Source organism: Parabacteroides caecihominis (assembly GCF_023656785.1).
In the GTDB taxonomy this organism is placed as follows: domain Bacteria; phylum Bacteroidota; class Bacteroidia; order Bacteroidales; family Tannerellaceae; genus Parabacteroides; species Parabacteroides segnis.
Genome location: NZ_JAMOKS010000029.1, coordinates 56,720 through 71,471 on the forward strand (window position 1 = coordinate 56,720; position 14,752 = coordinate 71,471).

The following is a 14,752-nucleotide window of genomic DNA, read 5'->3' on the forward strand; positions in this document are numbered from 1 at the left end:
ATCTTTGCAGCTTCAAATTCTCTGATTATAAACAAAATCGTTTATGGATACAAAGACAACAACGCCAGAATATCTCTTTGAAAGCAGTTGGGAAGTCTGTAATAAAGTGGGAGGGATCTACACAGTGCTGTCTACAAAAGCGCACACTCTGCAACAGATGTTTAACGATAAAGTAGTATTTATCGGACCTGATGTGTGGGGACCCGCTAACGCTCCGGACTTTATCGAAGATGATGCTCTGTTTGCTGATTGGAAAAAACATGCAAGAACCACTGACAAACTAAAAATGAAAGTCGGACGCTGGAACGTACCTGGTACTCCTCCGGTGGTATTAATCGACTTCAAGCCTTTTTTCAGTGATCGGGACGCTTTCTTTTACTCCATGTGGGAAAACTTCAGGGTAGATTCGATGCACGCTTATGGCGACTATGACGAATCCTGTATTTTTGCCTATGCAGTAGGAAAAGTGATTGAAAGTTTCTACAACTTCTATAATCTTTCCGATAAGAAAGTAACAGCACTGTTCAATGAATGGATGCTGGGTATGGGAGCGCTTTATATCAAAAAGCAAATCCCCGCCATTGCAACCCTGTTCACTACTCATGCTACATCTATCGGCCGTTCCATTGCCGGCAACAACAAAGCATTATATGCTTATATGGACGGATACAATGGCGACCAGATGGCGAAGGAACTGAATATGGAAGCCAAACATTCGCTGGAAAAGCAAACGGCTCTCCATGTGGACTGTTTCACGACAGTCAGTGATATCACAGCCCGGGAGTGTAAACAATTGCTGGACAAGGCTCCGGATATTGTTACCCCGAACGGTTTTGAACCCAACTTCGTTCCCGAAGGAAAAGAATATACAAAGAAACGTGCAGAAGCCCGCAAAACGTTGATCAATGTAGCCGAGAAATTACTGGGATGCCCCATCTCTCCGGATGCATTGCTCGTATCGACCAGCGGACGTTATGAATACCGTAACAAAGGGATCGACGTCTTCATCGAAGCTATGAACCGTGTACGCAATTCAGGAGAACTACAACGTGAAGTCGTTGCCTTCCTGATGGTTCCGGCCTGGGTCCGCGATGCACGCGCCGACCTGAAAGAGGTGATTGAAAAAAATATTCAGACCACCTCTCCCATGCAAATGCCTTTTATTACCCACTGGCTGAATCTGATGGATCAGGACAAGGTATTAAATTATATCTCACACGCAGGATTCACAAATCAGGCTTCCGAAAAACTGAAAATAATATTTGTACCCTGCTACCTGGACGGACGCGACGGAATCTTTAACAAGCCCTATTACGATCTGCTGATCGGTATGGATGCAACCGTATATCCGTCATACTACGAACCCTGGGGATACACTCCACTGGAAAGTGTTGCCTTTGGCATACCGACAGTAACGACCAACCTTGCCGGTTTCGGCCTTTGGGCGGAAAAAAGTGTCTCCGGCAAAAACATCAGCGAAGGTGTGGCTGTTATTGAACGGACAGACTTCAACTATTTCGATGTTGCTGATGCTATCACTGCTTCAATTCTCTCACTCGTCAAGAAAGACAAAAAAGAAGTTGAAGAAATACGCAAACGCTGTTTTAAACTGGCAAAACAGGCTGAATGGAGTAAATTTATTGTTTTCTATCAAAAAGCTTTCAGCGACGCATTGGAAGCCGCAACCAAAAGAAACAGTTAAACATAGCTCATAATTAGCAAGATAATCCTATCTTTGCCACAGTTTTTTTACATCTTATTTTAAGTTGAATCATTTTAAATATCACAATAATGAAAATCAAGGCGAATAACGCAAACAGTCCGATCTGGAAGGACGTTTATTCACATTCGATGCTCCCCGAAGCATTACAACCCTTACACGAAATGGCTACTAATTTGTGGTGGGTATGGAATCATGAAGGAGCTAAATTATTTGGAAAAATCGACAAAAGCCTTTGGATATCTACGGAAGGCAATCCGGTACTTTTGCTCCAAAGCTTATCTTTCAAACGCATTGAAGAAATCCAGGCCGACAAAGTGCTGATGGCCGAAATCCAAGAAGTTTACGCCAACTTCAGGAAATATGTGGACAAGAAACCAGATGCTACAAAACCGTCTGTAGCCTATTTCAGCATGGAGTATGGCCTGACTAACATCCTGAAAATCTACTCAGGTGGTCTGGGTGTTCTGGCAGGTGACTACCTGAAAGAAGCCAGCGACAGCAACATCGACCTGACAGCTGTAGGTTTCCTGTATCGCTACGGGTACTTTACACAATCACTGTCTATGGACGGACAGCAGATAGCAAACTACGAACCGCAGAACTTCAACTCTTTACCTCTTTCTCAGGTAATGCAGTCAAACGGCGAACCGATGGTATTGGAAGTACCTTACCCAGGCAGAACCGTATATGCTCATATCTGGAAAGTAAGCGTAGGACGTGTTCCTTTGTATCTGATGGATACAGATATTCCTCAGAACAGCGAATGGGACCGTTCAATCACTCACCAGTTATATGGCGGCGACTGGGAAAACCGTATGAAACAGGAATACCTGTTAGGTATCGGCGGTATCCTGATGCTGGATAAACTGGGTATCAAAAAACAGATCTATCATTGTAACGAAGGCCACGCAGCATTGATCAATGCTCAGCGTCTGGTTAACTATATCCAGAACGACGGACTTACTTTCAATCAGGCATTGGAAGTTGTACGCGCTTCTGCTCTTTATACAGTACATACTCCGGTTCCTGCCGGACACGACTATTTCGACGAAGGCCTGTTCGGTCGCTACATGGGTGAATTCCCCGGTAAGTTGGGTATCAGCTGGCAGGAATTTATCGATATGGGACGCGAGAATCCGGGTTCTAACGAAAAGTTCTCTATGAGTGTATTCGCTTTGAATACTTGCCAGGAAGCAAACGGTGTAAGCTGGTTGCACGGAAAAGTATCACAGCGCATGTTTGCTCCGGTATGGAAAGGATATTTCCCGGATGAACTGCATGTAGGATATGTAACTAACGGCGTACACATGCCGACATGGGCTTCTACAGAGTGGAAACGTTTCTTCCACCAGCGTTTCGGTGAAAAATTCTTTGAAGACCAATCCAACAAAAAACTTTGGGAAGCTATCCAGAACGTCAACGATGACGATATCTGGGAACTGCGCAAAACTCTGAAGAATAAACTGATCGAATACATCAAAGGCCAGTACAAACAGAGCTGGTTGAAGAATCAGGGAGACCCTGTAAAGGTTGTTTCTATCCTTGAAAAGATCAATCCGAATGCGTTGCTGATCGGTTTCGGTCGTCGTTTCGCCACTTATAAACGTGCACACTTATTGTTCACAGACCTTGACCGTCTGGCTAAGATCGTAAACAATGAAAAATATCCGATCCAGTTCGTATTTACCGGAAAAGCCCACCCGGCTGACGGTGGCGGACAGGGATTGATCAAACATATCGTAGAAATCTCACGTCGTCCGGAATTTTTGGGTAAGATCATCTTCCTCGAAAACTACGACATGCGTCTGGCACGTCACCTGGTTGCCGGTGTCGACGTTTGGTTGAACACTCCGACCCGTCCGCTGGAAGCATCAGGTACATCCGGTGAAAAAGCAGAGATGAATGGTGTTCTGAACTTCTCCGTACTCGACGGATGGTGGTACGAAGGTTATAAAGAAGGTGCTGGTTGGGCATTGACCGACAAACGTACTTACGAAAACCAGCAGTATCAGGATCAGTTGGATGCCGCTACGATCTACCATATATTGGAAACAGAGATCATCCCGACTTACTATGCTAAAAACAGCAAGGGATATTCTCCCGAATGGATCCAGTATATCAAGAACTCAATGTCTCAGATCGCTCCCGACTATACTATGAAACGTATGTTGGACGATTATATCAGCCGTTTCTACAGCAAACTGGCTAACCGTTCCGCTCATTTGCGTGAAGGTAACTATGCTGAAGCCAAAGCTATCGCAGCATGGAAAGAAGAAGTGGCAGAACATTGGGACAGCTTCCAGGTTGAATCATTCACTTGCAGCAAAGATCTGGCTATCGACGGACCGGTTGTCGGCAAAGAATATTCATTCAATCTGGTAATCGACCGCAAAGACCTTCAGGGAATGCTTGGAGCCGAAGTGGTTGTGACCAAAGAAAACTCGGAAAATCATCAGCTTGAATTGCTTTATACAAAACCGTTCGAGTTGAAGAAAGAAGAAGGTTCTAAACTGTTCTTTGAATTGAAAACAACTCCGAGCGAAGCTGGTGTTCATAAAATGGGCTTCCGTGTTTACCCTGTAAACAAAGAATTGCCTCACCGTATGGACTTTGCTTATGTTCGTTGGATTCAGTTATAATAAACAATTATAGCAGATATAAAAAAGGATGCTTCCATAACGGGGGCATCCTTTTTTCATATTTATTTAATATCCAGGATTCTGTGTCAGATTTCTATTCAGGGAAAGTATATTTTCGGGAATCGGAAAGACAGTCGTATAACCACTGCTTTCTCCCGGTAACTGCGGACGGCTGCTATAGGTTCGTGTAAAAAGACCAAAGCGGACCAGGTCCTGCCTCCTCCACCCTTCCCAGGCAAATTCCAGTTGACGTTCGGCCAGTATATTTTCCAGAGTAGCCTGACGGTCCGGCATTCCGACACGGGAACGGACCTGATTCAACTCTGCCTCCCCGTTTCCCCCGTTACGGACCAATGCTTCACTTTTCATCAGCAAAACATCGGCATAGCGGAACAGCACAATATCATTATCCATCAGCTTCCCGTCTTTAGTCGCCGTTTTATCGATTGCATATTTCTTCATACGGGCACCCGCCACCTTCTCAAACGGTTTACCGGATATATCCACATCGACCTTCCAGGGCAGATATTCCAACACCTGCCCGGTATCGAGCCGAACGGTATCCCCATTCAGATCAAGCACAACACCGGCAAAATAGCATTTACTGAAACGGGCATCGACCGAATCCGTATCGTAACCGAAAGTCCGGAGCGCTTCTATTGTAGCGGCAGAGCCATTCTCACCGGATAATCCGTAAGCCTTCGCATGATTATAATGACGGGAACGAAACAGGTATTGCATCTGGTTCGTATAAAAATTCTTATCCATCGGAATCGTAAAGATATTCTCTACAGAGGTTTCGTTAAATACGGAAAAGTTCTCCTCATAAGTACGTGACAGTTGGTAACCAAGCGCTGTTATGGAATCGCAATAAGCGATCACGGTTTCCCACGCATTCAACCGTTGACCGCCGACTTCAAAAAACACACTTTTTCCATCCGGCTGACTTCCGGCCGTCCAGCTATTATTCGTGTAAACTTCGGCATTCAAAGCCAGTTTAGCCAACAGGAAATAAGCAACCGGACGTGTCAAACGCCCATAATAGTCACCGAGCTGGTTACTACGCTCCGCACTTAGCAACGGCGCTGCCTCCTGCAATTCTTTTACCACAAACTCAAACACTTCCTGCCGGGTACTCTGCTTTACATCTTTCATCGGAGTGGATGACGACAATACAAGCGGAACACGTCCGAACATATCCACCAGGTAATAATAATACATGGCCCGGAAAGCCCGCACCTCAGCCATATAAGCCGGGATATACCGGTTGTTCGTCTGCTTATAAAATTCATCCAGACGTTCCAAAGACTTATTGCTCAATACAATCACCTTATACAGATACTCCCAGGTCGCCCGTATGGCATCACTGCTGACACCCCATTTATGCAGGAACAAACCTTGCCAGAAACCACCGTCATACCAGTCGCCGCCACGGGTAGGAAGGATCGCCTCATCCGTTGTAAAGGTATTCAGATCATATATTCCCCGGTAAGTACCCTGTAATCCCTGGCTATCGCTGTAACCACCTACATAATTATAAAGCGTAGCAACCGTGTTCAAGTAGACCGAAGTGGCATTATCATAGGCTTCCTCTTCCGAAATCTGATCCTGCGGATTCTCTTCCAGGAACTTACTACAGGAAAGAAAAGTAAGACCGCACAAAATATAGGATAGTAAAACTAACTTCTTCATCGCTGCTAATTATTAAAATTGAAAACTCAAACCGACCGTATAAGAACGGTAAACCGGATAATTCCGCTTATCGTCTATCCCCAGCGTATTATTCACAATATAACTATTGATCATAGGAGTCAGGCCGGAATAGCCGGTGATCGTTGCCAGATTATTGACAGAACAGGACAACCGCAGGTTCTGCACATATTTCTTCCACTTGCCCAACGGGACATTCCATCCCACGGTCAGATAGTCAAAGTTAATGTAATCACCTTTCTCCAACCAGTAATCCGTTGCCGTCTGATCCTTTATATTCTGCTCCGGAGCACCTTGCAGCACATTGTAATCGGGGAAACTGCCCATATTCATATAAGTAAGGGAAGTCCCGTTGTATATCTTATGCCCGAAGGCTCCGTTTATCTGTAAAGAGACATCGAACTGCTTGTAGCGGAAACTGATATTCGACCCCAGCATCGTCTTGGGAGTCGCCTGTCCGGCAATGTAACGGTCTTCGCCATCTTCCAGATTCACGCCATCGCCATTCAGGTCGGCAATCTCATATCTGTAACTACCATCCTCCTGCTGTGTCAGTCCGGTACAATGAGGAAGATAAAAGACACCTAAAGGCTGTCCGACAACCTGATAGACGATATGGTTATAACCGCCATGAAAACCTGCGCCATTCAGATCGGAGATACTGGTATATTCCGGTGCTGACATCTGTTCGCCTTTATACATGCCGCTCAGGGACAGGAGTTTGTTCTGCTGGAAAGTCACGTTGACATTAATACTCAATTCCATATCCTTCGTTTGCAAGGGAGTAACGCCGAAACCCAGTTCGACACCACTATTCCGCATCGAACCGAGGTTTGCCAACAATTTATTGTAGGCAAAAGGCGGAACGCTCACATCATAAAGATAAAGCATATCGCTGGTCTTCGAATTATAATAATCGACAGTCATCAACAGGCGGTTACGGAAGAAACCGACATCCACCCCTGCATTCACGGTACGTTTTACTTCCCATTTCAGGTCGGGGTTGGCATTCCGGATTACGCCCATCGTTACCGTCGGACTGCCTCCTACCGATACCACGCCATTAGGTTTCACCAGTTGCAGGGAGTTATAAGAATCGATCGCATCCTGATTACCGGAAAGGCCGTAACCGGCACGCAGTTTCAAATCATTCAGAAAAGTGAACTGTTTCATAAAATCCTCCTCCGTGATTATCCAGGCAGCCGAGACAGAAGGAAAGAACCCCCATTTATTATTCTTGCCGACTTTGGAAGAAGCATCCGCACGGGCATTGACCGTCGCCACATATTTCCCGGCATAGACATAATTGGCACGTCCCAGGAAAGAACTCAGCCGAGGATCTTCATAGTAAGAGTTCGTCCCCTCCCAAAGACGTACGGCCCCTGCCTGCAAATTATTATATCCGAATTTATCCGTTGAGAAATTCGTAACAGTCGTATAAAATCCGGTCAGGATATTCTTCTGAGCTTCCGCCAGTCCAAGCGCATCCAGGTGATGCTTTCCCCAATCATTCGAATAACTCAGCAACAGATTACCCAACAGGTCCTCCATTTTCCTCTCACCTTTATAGGCCTGTCCGTGCGCCCATACCGTGGTCGGCAGATACTGGGAGTTATCTATTATATTATATGTATAGGAACCGAAGGCTGAAAACTTAACCTGTTTGCTCAGATTGACCGTAAACTTCAGATGGGTATTAAAATGGGCATTCGAATCATCATCTTTCACCTCCAGCCAGGCAAGCGGATTGGTAATCTGGCTGGCATTGGTTACCCCGTTCCATACTCCTGTCTGCTCGTCCCGATGGTTCGGGAATGTCGGATTAAACGCGGCAGCCGAATAGAAAGTCTTCTGGATATCATTCAGATAACGGTTCTTTTGCAGGGAACCGAAGACACCCAGGTCTATCTTCAACCGATCATTGAAAGCACGCTGGGCGATATCCAGTTTAACGGTAAAGTTCTGAAAATCGTTTGTCCGCACCACGCCATCCCGGTCCATAACACCGAGGGAAGCACGATAGTTGGACGTTTCAGAGCCTCCTCCCAAAGCTATATGATGATTCTGCACAATCCCGGTCCGGGTTATTTCATCCGGGAAATTCGTATTATAACCCAGATCCAATATGTCGATATTACGTTCGGAAGCCACCGCCCGGAAATCATCTCCCGACAGCATCTTCATATTCTTATAGACAGCTTCCACCCCGAAACTACCATCGTAACTGATACTGAAAGCACCGCCTTTCCCTTTCTTCGTCGCCACCTCGATCACCCCCGAAGCACCACGCGAACCGTACTGTGCCGTCTCGGAAGCATCTTTCAGGATAGTGAAACTCTCGATATCCGCCGGATAAATGGAACTAAGCGTATTCAGGTCGGAAGAAACGCCATCGATAATAACCAGCGGGTCGTTCCCTCCGGTCAGCGAAGTCGTTCCCCTCACCCGGACAGCACTTAGTGCAGCCGCCCTGTTTGCTCCGGTAGAGATACTGACCCCCGCCGCCTGTCCGCTCAAAGCGTTCAGCGAACTGGAGACAAATCCCTTGTTCATACGTTTTTCAGAAACTTTATCAACAGAACCGGACATGGTCCGCTGATTCCCCGTTGCATATCCAACGGCTATCTCATCATCCAGCCGTATGGAATCAGGCACAACCGTCCTGAATGTATCCGTCGGTAACGGAGCGACCTGCGCCTGCCCTTCAATTCCCCGGACAGCTAATAAAAATATAGGAAATATGAATAAAGAAGAATAGAACTTAACCATATGCATATCGATTTAAGATTATGAACCCCTTTTCAATAAAAACTACCGACCGCAAGGGATTGTTCATAAATATAATAAATGTTTTTAAGTAAATGCTTATTTCTGTAATATTACTTGTATTGGCAGGTTCGCTATTTATCATATTTGAACTATCTTTAATAAAGAACCAGATACGCGGATGGCTCTTTCACTTTTAATTGGTTCTTTCTACTAATGCCCCCAATATAAATTCAAGACAGTATCTTTATCATCTAAAGTTTTTCTGTTTTTTTCCTTCATTTGTTCATATTGAAGCTACTGTACTGATGAATAATGGTTTGTAAATGAATATAATGAAGAATATCATCCTATAGCATCTATATAATTCAAATTTTCCATGTAATATAATGAATAAAGGCAAACTTTCTGTATACCTTTTTCAGGTAAAGTCATAAGTCGTATGTTGTAAGCATTTATCTTATTATTCTTTAATTCAAAAATCATATCCAACTTCTTGTTTGTCATCTGTCGGACGCTTGTTCGACAGATATCAGATAAGCGTCCGACAGATATCGAACAAGCATTTGACAAATGACGGACAAGAACGAATACAGCACTTTTGGTCTAAAAGTATATCAGTTCCACTCTACCTATACACTAATAAAGAGACAAGATATACCTTTGGATTTGCCAGTATCCAATGGTTGTTCATGATGAAGCGATAGAGGAAAATAGAGGAGAAATAGAGACGTTTACCTCGATTCTATTACAAATCATATCGGATCCTTCATTATGTTCATCTTGTATTGTTTGATTTATAATGCATATATGCCATAAATGAAGGAATGAATACAGAAAACGGAAAAACTTTTATTAGGAGAGTCTGCAATCGGTTTCGTTTTATTTACTGACTATAACACACACCCTGCCCCCTCTCAAGGGGAAACAGGTACAACCTGTCACTATTAACAGATAACTCACTTCTTGGCAGATTTGAACTATCCCATATCAAAGTGACTTCGCTATTACAGGTTTATTTGCCGTCTGCTTCAGCTGACGGATCAGTAGAAGGTCTATCTCTTTGGACTTTAGTCCCATTTTTAAATCTCTCTCTATTAAAGGGAAATGTGGCTAAAGCCAAAAGAGAGAAACTGCTTGCAAACCGTCAGCTGAAGCAGACGGCAAATAAACCTGTAACTAGGCTTGCCTTATTGATAGCAGATAGCCTATGGACAGATAGACTCAAAACTTTCTAAACAAACCTCTCCTTTCCCCTATTTAGTGATAATTAATAGTCCCCGCAAATAAATTATTTACGGAAATATTTCTTTATTCAGCAATACATTGTACCTTTGTCCTCGTTAAAAACAAGAAATATTATTATAAGTAATAACATATAAAACTTATTATTATGTCTAAAGTAACAGTTGTTGGCGCCGGTAATGTAGGTGCTACTTGCGCAAATGTTCTTGCCTTCAATGAAGTGGCAGACGAAGTTGTAATGCTTGATGTTAAGGAAGGCGTTTCCGAAGGCAAAGCAATGGATATGATGCAGACAGCTCAGCTGCTGGGTTTCGATACTACAGTTGTAGGTTGCACAAACGACTATGCTCAAACAGCAAATTCTGATGTTGTTGTTATCACTTCAGGTATTCCCCGTAAACCGGGTATGACTCGTGAAGAGTTGATCGGTGTAAACGCTGGTATCGTGAAGAGTGTAGCTCAGAACATCCTGAAATATTCTCCGAATGCAATTATCGTAGTTATCTCTAACCCGATGGATACGATGACTTACCTGTCATTGAAATCTCTGGGCTTGCCGAAAAACCGTATCATCGGTATGGGTGGCGCATTGGATAGCTCTCGTTTCAAATATTTCCTGTCTCAGGCATTAGGATGCAATGCTAACGAAGTAGAAGGTATGGTAATCGGTGGCCACGGTGATACTACAATGATCCCGTTGGCTCGTCTGGCTACTTACAAAGGTATCCCTGTAAGCAAACTGCTGAGCACTGAAAAATTGCAGGAAGTTGTTGCTTCTACTATGGTTGGTGGTGCTACACTGACAAAACTGCTGGGTACTTCTGCATGGTATGCACCGGGTGCAGCAGGAGCATTTGTAGTTGAATCTATCATCCACAACCAAGGCAAAATGGTTCCTTGTTCAGTTTATCTGGAAGGAGAATACGGCGAATCAGATCTTTGTATCGGTGTTCCTGTTATCCTGGGTAAAAACGGTATCGAAAAGATCGTTGAACTGGAACTGACAGCTGAAGAAAAAGAATTGTTCGCTAAGAGCGCTGCCGCTGTTAAGGGAACAAACGAAGCATTGAAAGAAGTAGGTGCTTTATAATCGGTAAACAAACTCGATTGATTATATTAAAGAGGGTACGCCATAGGACGTATCCTCTTTTTTTTGGACACTTATACTTCTTCACACCTTACCATATCCCATCCCCTGAATTGCAACAATAACCGATGGAGCGTTGTTCCTTCGGCAATGCGACGTACCACCTTATCGTCACTGTATTGCAGCAATTGGCGTCGCCCCTCTTCGGCCTGGGTTTCCAGTTCAGAGTCAGTGGCAGTCCGGGAAGAATATTTCAATTCCAGTACATAGCTATGCGCTACGTCAGGGTAACGCTGTTTGTCGGGCAGGAGAAAAAAATCACAGTAGCCGTAGTTCAACTCCAACTCCGGCTCCATCAGGTAATAGGAAGCGAGAGAGAGGTAGGCTTTCAGGAAACCTTGCAGATTCCGTTCACCCTCTATGGCATCACGCACGGCAGAATTTTCACGATAAGCATGCGCAATGCTATCGAAGAACGGTTGCCATTGGCCATCGTAAGCAAAATCATCTATCAAATCCTTCAGATGGGAAAGATTTAACTGATAACGTTGCTGATAATAATCGCGAAGGAATCCGAAATACTGCTCACGCACACAGTTGTTGGGAATACACATTTTCAAACGGTCGCCACGTGTACCGCATATGGTAAGCAGTCCGTAATAATAAAGCAGGCTACGAAAATTGTCTATATCCGCCACCCGTTCGGCAGGAAAGGAAGTATGCAAGTCGACATAAATTTCACCTTCCGCAGCAATCTCTTCAATAGTGCTCATGCGGCTCCCGTCGTGCGTTGTATCATGGTCGATACGGGCAAGCATTTTCAATTTGCTGTAATCGGTACGAATATTCTTGTCCACCATTTCTTCGGGGGCAGAATGAAAATCCACTTGATTGCGCAAGTAATACAAGGTCATGTCGCAATTAAACACCCGATCATCCTTCAAACTCATACGTGCAAAGCAATAGTTGTCATACCACGGTTTCATTTCTGCTATCATGGCTTCAATGTCTCCCGCCAACATGCCGTTTTGCTGGTAATATCGAAACATTTCACGTACTTCCGTTTCATCGAATCCCATCATGGCATTGAAACGTGGATCAGTTGAAATATTCCAGTCAATATTATACCCGCTTGATAAGTCATCCAACGTAACAGGACTGACCCCCATCATGAAGATGCGGTGGAACATACCCTTGAATTGCTTGAAATATTCACGGTAGAAGCCGCTGGCATGGGTAAGGTCATGAAACATCTGCTGCCCGTGCTCACTCAATATCACATTGGTGAAATTATCGTATTCATCAATAATCAGATAGAGCGGATACCCCAAGCGCTGGGCAGTAGCTTCCAGCCAATGCAGTTTATCTGAGGCTTCGGAGCCATTCAGGAACTCTTCTATCCCTTCGTTCTGATAGTAGGAAGCATAACGGCGCATGAAATCCGCAAGCCGGATATTGCAGTAATCGTTAAAGTTTTCTTTCAGGGACCCGTTACCCAGGTTTGCTTTCGAGAAATCAAAATAAAGCACCTGATAACTGTTACGTGTCTCCGTCGGGTGGCTTCCAATCCACAAGTCTCCAAAGTATTTATCGAAATTGTCCTTTTGCGAAATATCATAATAAGTACGCATCATGCTTAGGAATACGCTTTTCCCAAACCGGCGCGGACGAATCAAAAAGAGATAGCTGGGCATCTGCTCAATAAGGGGCAGATACCTGGTCTTATCCACAAAGTAAAAATTATCGTTTCGCATCCGATTGAAATCGGATATTCCGTAAGGTATTCCTTTCACTTTGTTCATAATCGGGAGACTTTTAGAATTATATACAGACAAAGTTACTTTATTCCATTCAATAAACCAACGGATCGACAAGTGATTATGTTCGCAGAATATTACCTTTGCAGAAAAAAGAATTATGATTCGTCCGATGACAGTGTCTGATGTGAGCGAGATTGTCGCGATCTATGCCCACTATGTAAACAATACGGTAGTAACCTTCGACACGGAAGTTCCTTCTGAAACGGAGATGTGCCAACGGTTATGCCCTATTATGGAACATTATCCGGCCTGGGTATATGTCGAAGACGGAAAGATTGCCGGTTACTGTTATGCACACGAATGGAAAACTAAAAAAGCCTATCGCTCCACCGTTGAGACAACCATCTACCTCCATCCGGACTATACCGGCAAAGGATACGGACGTTTATTAATGAACCGGTTAATTGAAGACTGCCGCAACCGTTCGTTTCATGCCCTGGTCGCCTGCATCACCATTCCCAATGAGCCCAGTGTAAAACTACACGAAAGACTAAATTTCAAACAAGTCTCCTGCTTCCATGAAGTTGGTCGAAAATTCAACCGTTGGCTGGATGTGGCTGACTATGAGCTGATTTTTGAGAATAAGGAAGCTACAACAACAATAGTAACGAACCTGATCTCAATTACCTCCGCCATCAGTTGAAACACATGAAAGCCTTGGTTACAACCCTCGAACTCCCTTGGGATCGCTTAATTCCTATCCTCTTCCGTTGTTTTACCTCTTATATTCAACAACCGGATACAAACATGAACATCCGAAAATCCAGCCAACTCACCGCCCTACTAATGGACAGCATGAGTTACCTGTCTAAAAATACACGGACAGTCAACGCCTTATCCACTTTCCTGGATCAACAGATCAATGATCTCGACAAATTACTGGAAGGAAAGATGGAATATAGAACACATGAATCTCCTGCCCTGGAATAAGTAACAAAAAAAACGAGGATACCTGCAAAGATATCCTCGTTCCTTATTATATAAGCATGTTATCTTCCGATAATACCCAGCTTTGAATCATTGATGAAATCAATGATGTGCTGTATCTCTGCGCTCATCGGCACCTGGTCCTTAATCATCAGCAGGGCATCGAAAAGACTTGAATTTCCCTGATAGATGATACGGTATGCATGGCTGATATGCTTGATAACCTTCTCGCTCACTCCCTGATGCGCCAGGATGACGGAGTTAACGCCGTAATAAATTGTCGGCTCCTGGGCAGCTACGATATAAGGAGGCACATCCTTGCGGAAACGGCAACCGGTCTGTGTCATCGACCATGTACCGACACGGCTTCCCTGGCTTGCCAGCACACAACCTCCGAAGATTGAATAATCCTCGAAGAAACAGTTGCCGGAAACCTTGCTACCATAACCAAACACACTATGATTTCCAATATGTGTATCGTGCGAAATATGTACACCTTCATGCAGGAAATTACCATTACCGATAACAGTCCGGCCTTCCGGCGTCGTGGCACGGTTGATCACTACGTTTTCGCGGATCACATTGTCGTCACCGATAACAACCAGCGTACTGTCGCCTTTATATTTAAAATCCTGGGGTTCTGCTGCAATGACAGCCCCGTTGAATACACGGTTTCCCTTACCCAGACGTGCGCCACTCATGATACTGGCGTGAGGCATGATTTCGCAATTGTCGCCAATCTCTACATTCTTGTCGATGTATGCAAAAGGATGAACAGTTACATTCGCTCCCAGTTTTGCACCGGCATCTACATAAGCTAACGGACTAATCATAA

Annotated in this window: 9 protein-coding genes; 5 read left to right on the plus strand and 4 right to left on the minus strand. The window is 44.4% G+C overall.

All coding sequences use genetic code 11. The features are described 5' to 3' along the window. Positions 1–43 precede the first annotated feature (43 nt). On the plus strand, positions 44–1,702 hold the full coding sequence (locus NBH14_RS20910; RefSeq protein ID WP_186960098.1) for a glycosyltransferase: 1,659 nt from the start codon (positions 44–46) through the stop codon (positions 1,700–1,702). 89 nt (positions 1,703–1,791) lie between these two features. After that, entirely contained in the window at positions 1,792–4,362 is a 2,571-nt protein-coding gene (gene glgP / locus NBH14_RS20915) for an alpha-glucan family phosphorylase (protein WP_186960099.1), read from the plus strand. A 66-nt stretch (positions 4,363–4,428) separates the two neighbouring features. On the opposite strand, the gene NBH14_RS20920 is transcribed toward glgP, so the two are convergent. Together NBH14_RS20920 and NBH14_RS20925 are read right to left on the minus strand one after the other, a co-directional pair. Further along, positions 4,429–6,054 (minus strand): RagB/SusD family nutrient uptake outer membrane protein, encoded by a 1,626-nt coding sequence (locus NBH14_RS20920; RefSeq protein ID WP_186960100.1) that lies wholly within the window; start codon positions 6,052–6,054, stop codon positions 4,429–4,431. Positions 6,055–6,066: 12 nt separating this feature from the next. Continuing rightward, positions 6,067–8,841 (minus strand): SusC/RagA family TonB-linked outer membrane protein, encoded by a 2,775-nt coding sequence (locus NBH14_RS20925; RefSeq protein ID WP_186960101.1) that lies wholly within the window; start codon positions 8,839–8,841, stop codon positions 6,067–6,069. Between the two features lie 1,390 nt (positions 8,842–10,231). Here NBH14_RS20925 and mdh point away from each other — a divergent pair. Further along, positions 10,232–11,173 (plus strand): malate dehydrogenase, encoded by a 942-nt coding sequence (gene mdh / locus NBH14_RS20930; protein WP_186960102.1) that lies wholly within the window; start codon positions 10,232–10,234, stop codon positions 11,171–11,173. 71 nt (positions 11,174–11,244) lie between these two features. Here mdh and NBH14_RS20935 read toward each other — a convergent pair whose 3' ends face one another. Next, positions 11,245–12,972 (minus strand): PD-(D/E)XK nuclease domain-containing ATP-binding protein, encoded by a 1,728-nt coding sequence (locus NBH14_RS20935; protein ID WP_186960103.1) that lies wholly within the window; start codon positions 12,970–12,972, stop codon positions 11,245–11,247. 115 nt (positions 12,973–13,087) lie between these two features. Between NBH14_RS20935 and NBH14_RS20940 the strand changes: the two genes are divergently transcribed. Both NBH14_RS20940 and NBH14_RS20945 read left to right on the plus strand, forming a co-directional pair. Next, positions 13,088–13,633, plus strand: a complete 546-nt coding sequence (locus NBH14_RS20940; RefSeq protein WP_186960104.1) for a GNAT family N-acetyltransferase — start codon at positions 13,088–13,090, stop codon at positions 13,631–13,633. Positions 13,634–13,638: 5 nt separating this feature from the next. Then, complete coding sequence (locus NBH14_RS20945) at positions 13,639–13,920, plus strand: hypothetical protein (protein WP_186960105.1); 282 nt, start codon at positions 13,639–13,641, stop codon at positions 13,918–13,920. A 59-nt stretch (positions 13,921–13,979) separates the two neighbouring features. On the opposite strand, the gene lpxA is transcribed toward NBH14_RS20945, so the two are convergent. After that, the gene (gene lpxA / locus NBH14_RS20950; protein ID WP_128133147.1) at positions 13,980–14,750 is read right to left on the minus strand and encodes an acyl-ACP--UDP-N-acetylglucosamine O-acyltransferase; all 771 of its coding nucleotides are present in this window, start codon (positions 14,748–14,750) and stop codon (positions 13,980–13,982) included. Between the last annotated feature and the right edge of the window lie 2 nt (positions 14,751–14,752).

What these genes read in the sequence shown, in the direction of transcription:
- NBH14_RS20925 (WP_186960101.1), bottom strand. Translation starts at nt 8,841, where the DNA reads ATGGTTAAGTTCTATTCTTCTTTATTCATATTTCCTATATTTTTATTA.
- NBH14_RS20935 (WP_186960103.1), bottom strand. Translation starts at nt 12,972, where the DNA reads ATGAACAAAGTGAAAGGAATACCTTACGGAATATCCGATTTCAATCGG.
- NBH14_RS20910 (WP_186960098.1), top strand. Translation starts at nt 44, where the DNA reads ATGGATACAAAGACAACAACGCCAGAATATCTCTTTGAAAGCAGTTGG.
- NBH14_RS20945 (WP_186960105.1), top strand. Translation starts at nt 13,639, where the DNA reads ATGAAAGCCTTGGTTACAACCCTCGAACTCCCTTGGGATCGCTTAATT.
- mdh (WP_186960102.1), top strand. Translation starts at nt 10,232, where the DNA reads ATGTCTAAAGTAACAGTTGTTGGCGCCGGTAATGTAGGTGCTACTTGC.
- lpxA (WP_128133147.1), bottom strand. Translation starts at nt 14,750, where the DNA reads ATGATTAGTCCGTTAGCTTATGTAGATGCCGGTGCAAAACTGGGAGCG.
- glgP (WP_186960099.1), top strand. Translation starts at nt 1,792, where the DNA reads ATGAAAATCAAGGCGAATAACGCAAACAGTCCGATCTGGAAGGACGTT.
- NBH14_RS20920 (WP_186960100.1), bottom strand. Translation starts at nt 6,054, where the DNA reads ATGAAGAAGTTAGTTTTACTATCCTATATTTTGTGCGGTCTTACTTTT.
- NBH14_RS20940 (WP_186960104.1), top strand. Translation starts at nt 13,088, where the DNA reads ATGATTCGTCCGATGACAGTGTCTGATGTGAGCGAGATTGTCGCGATC.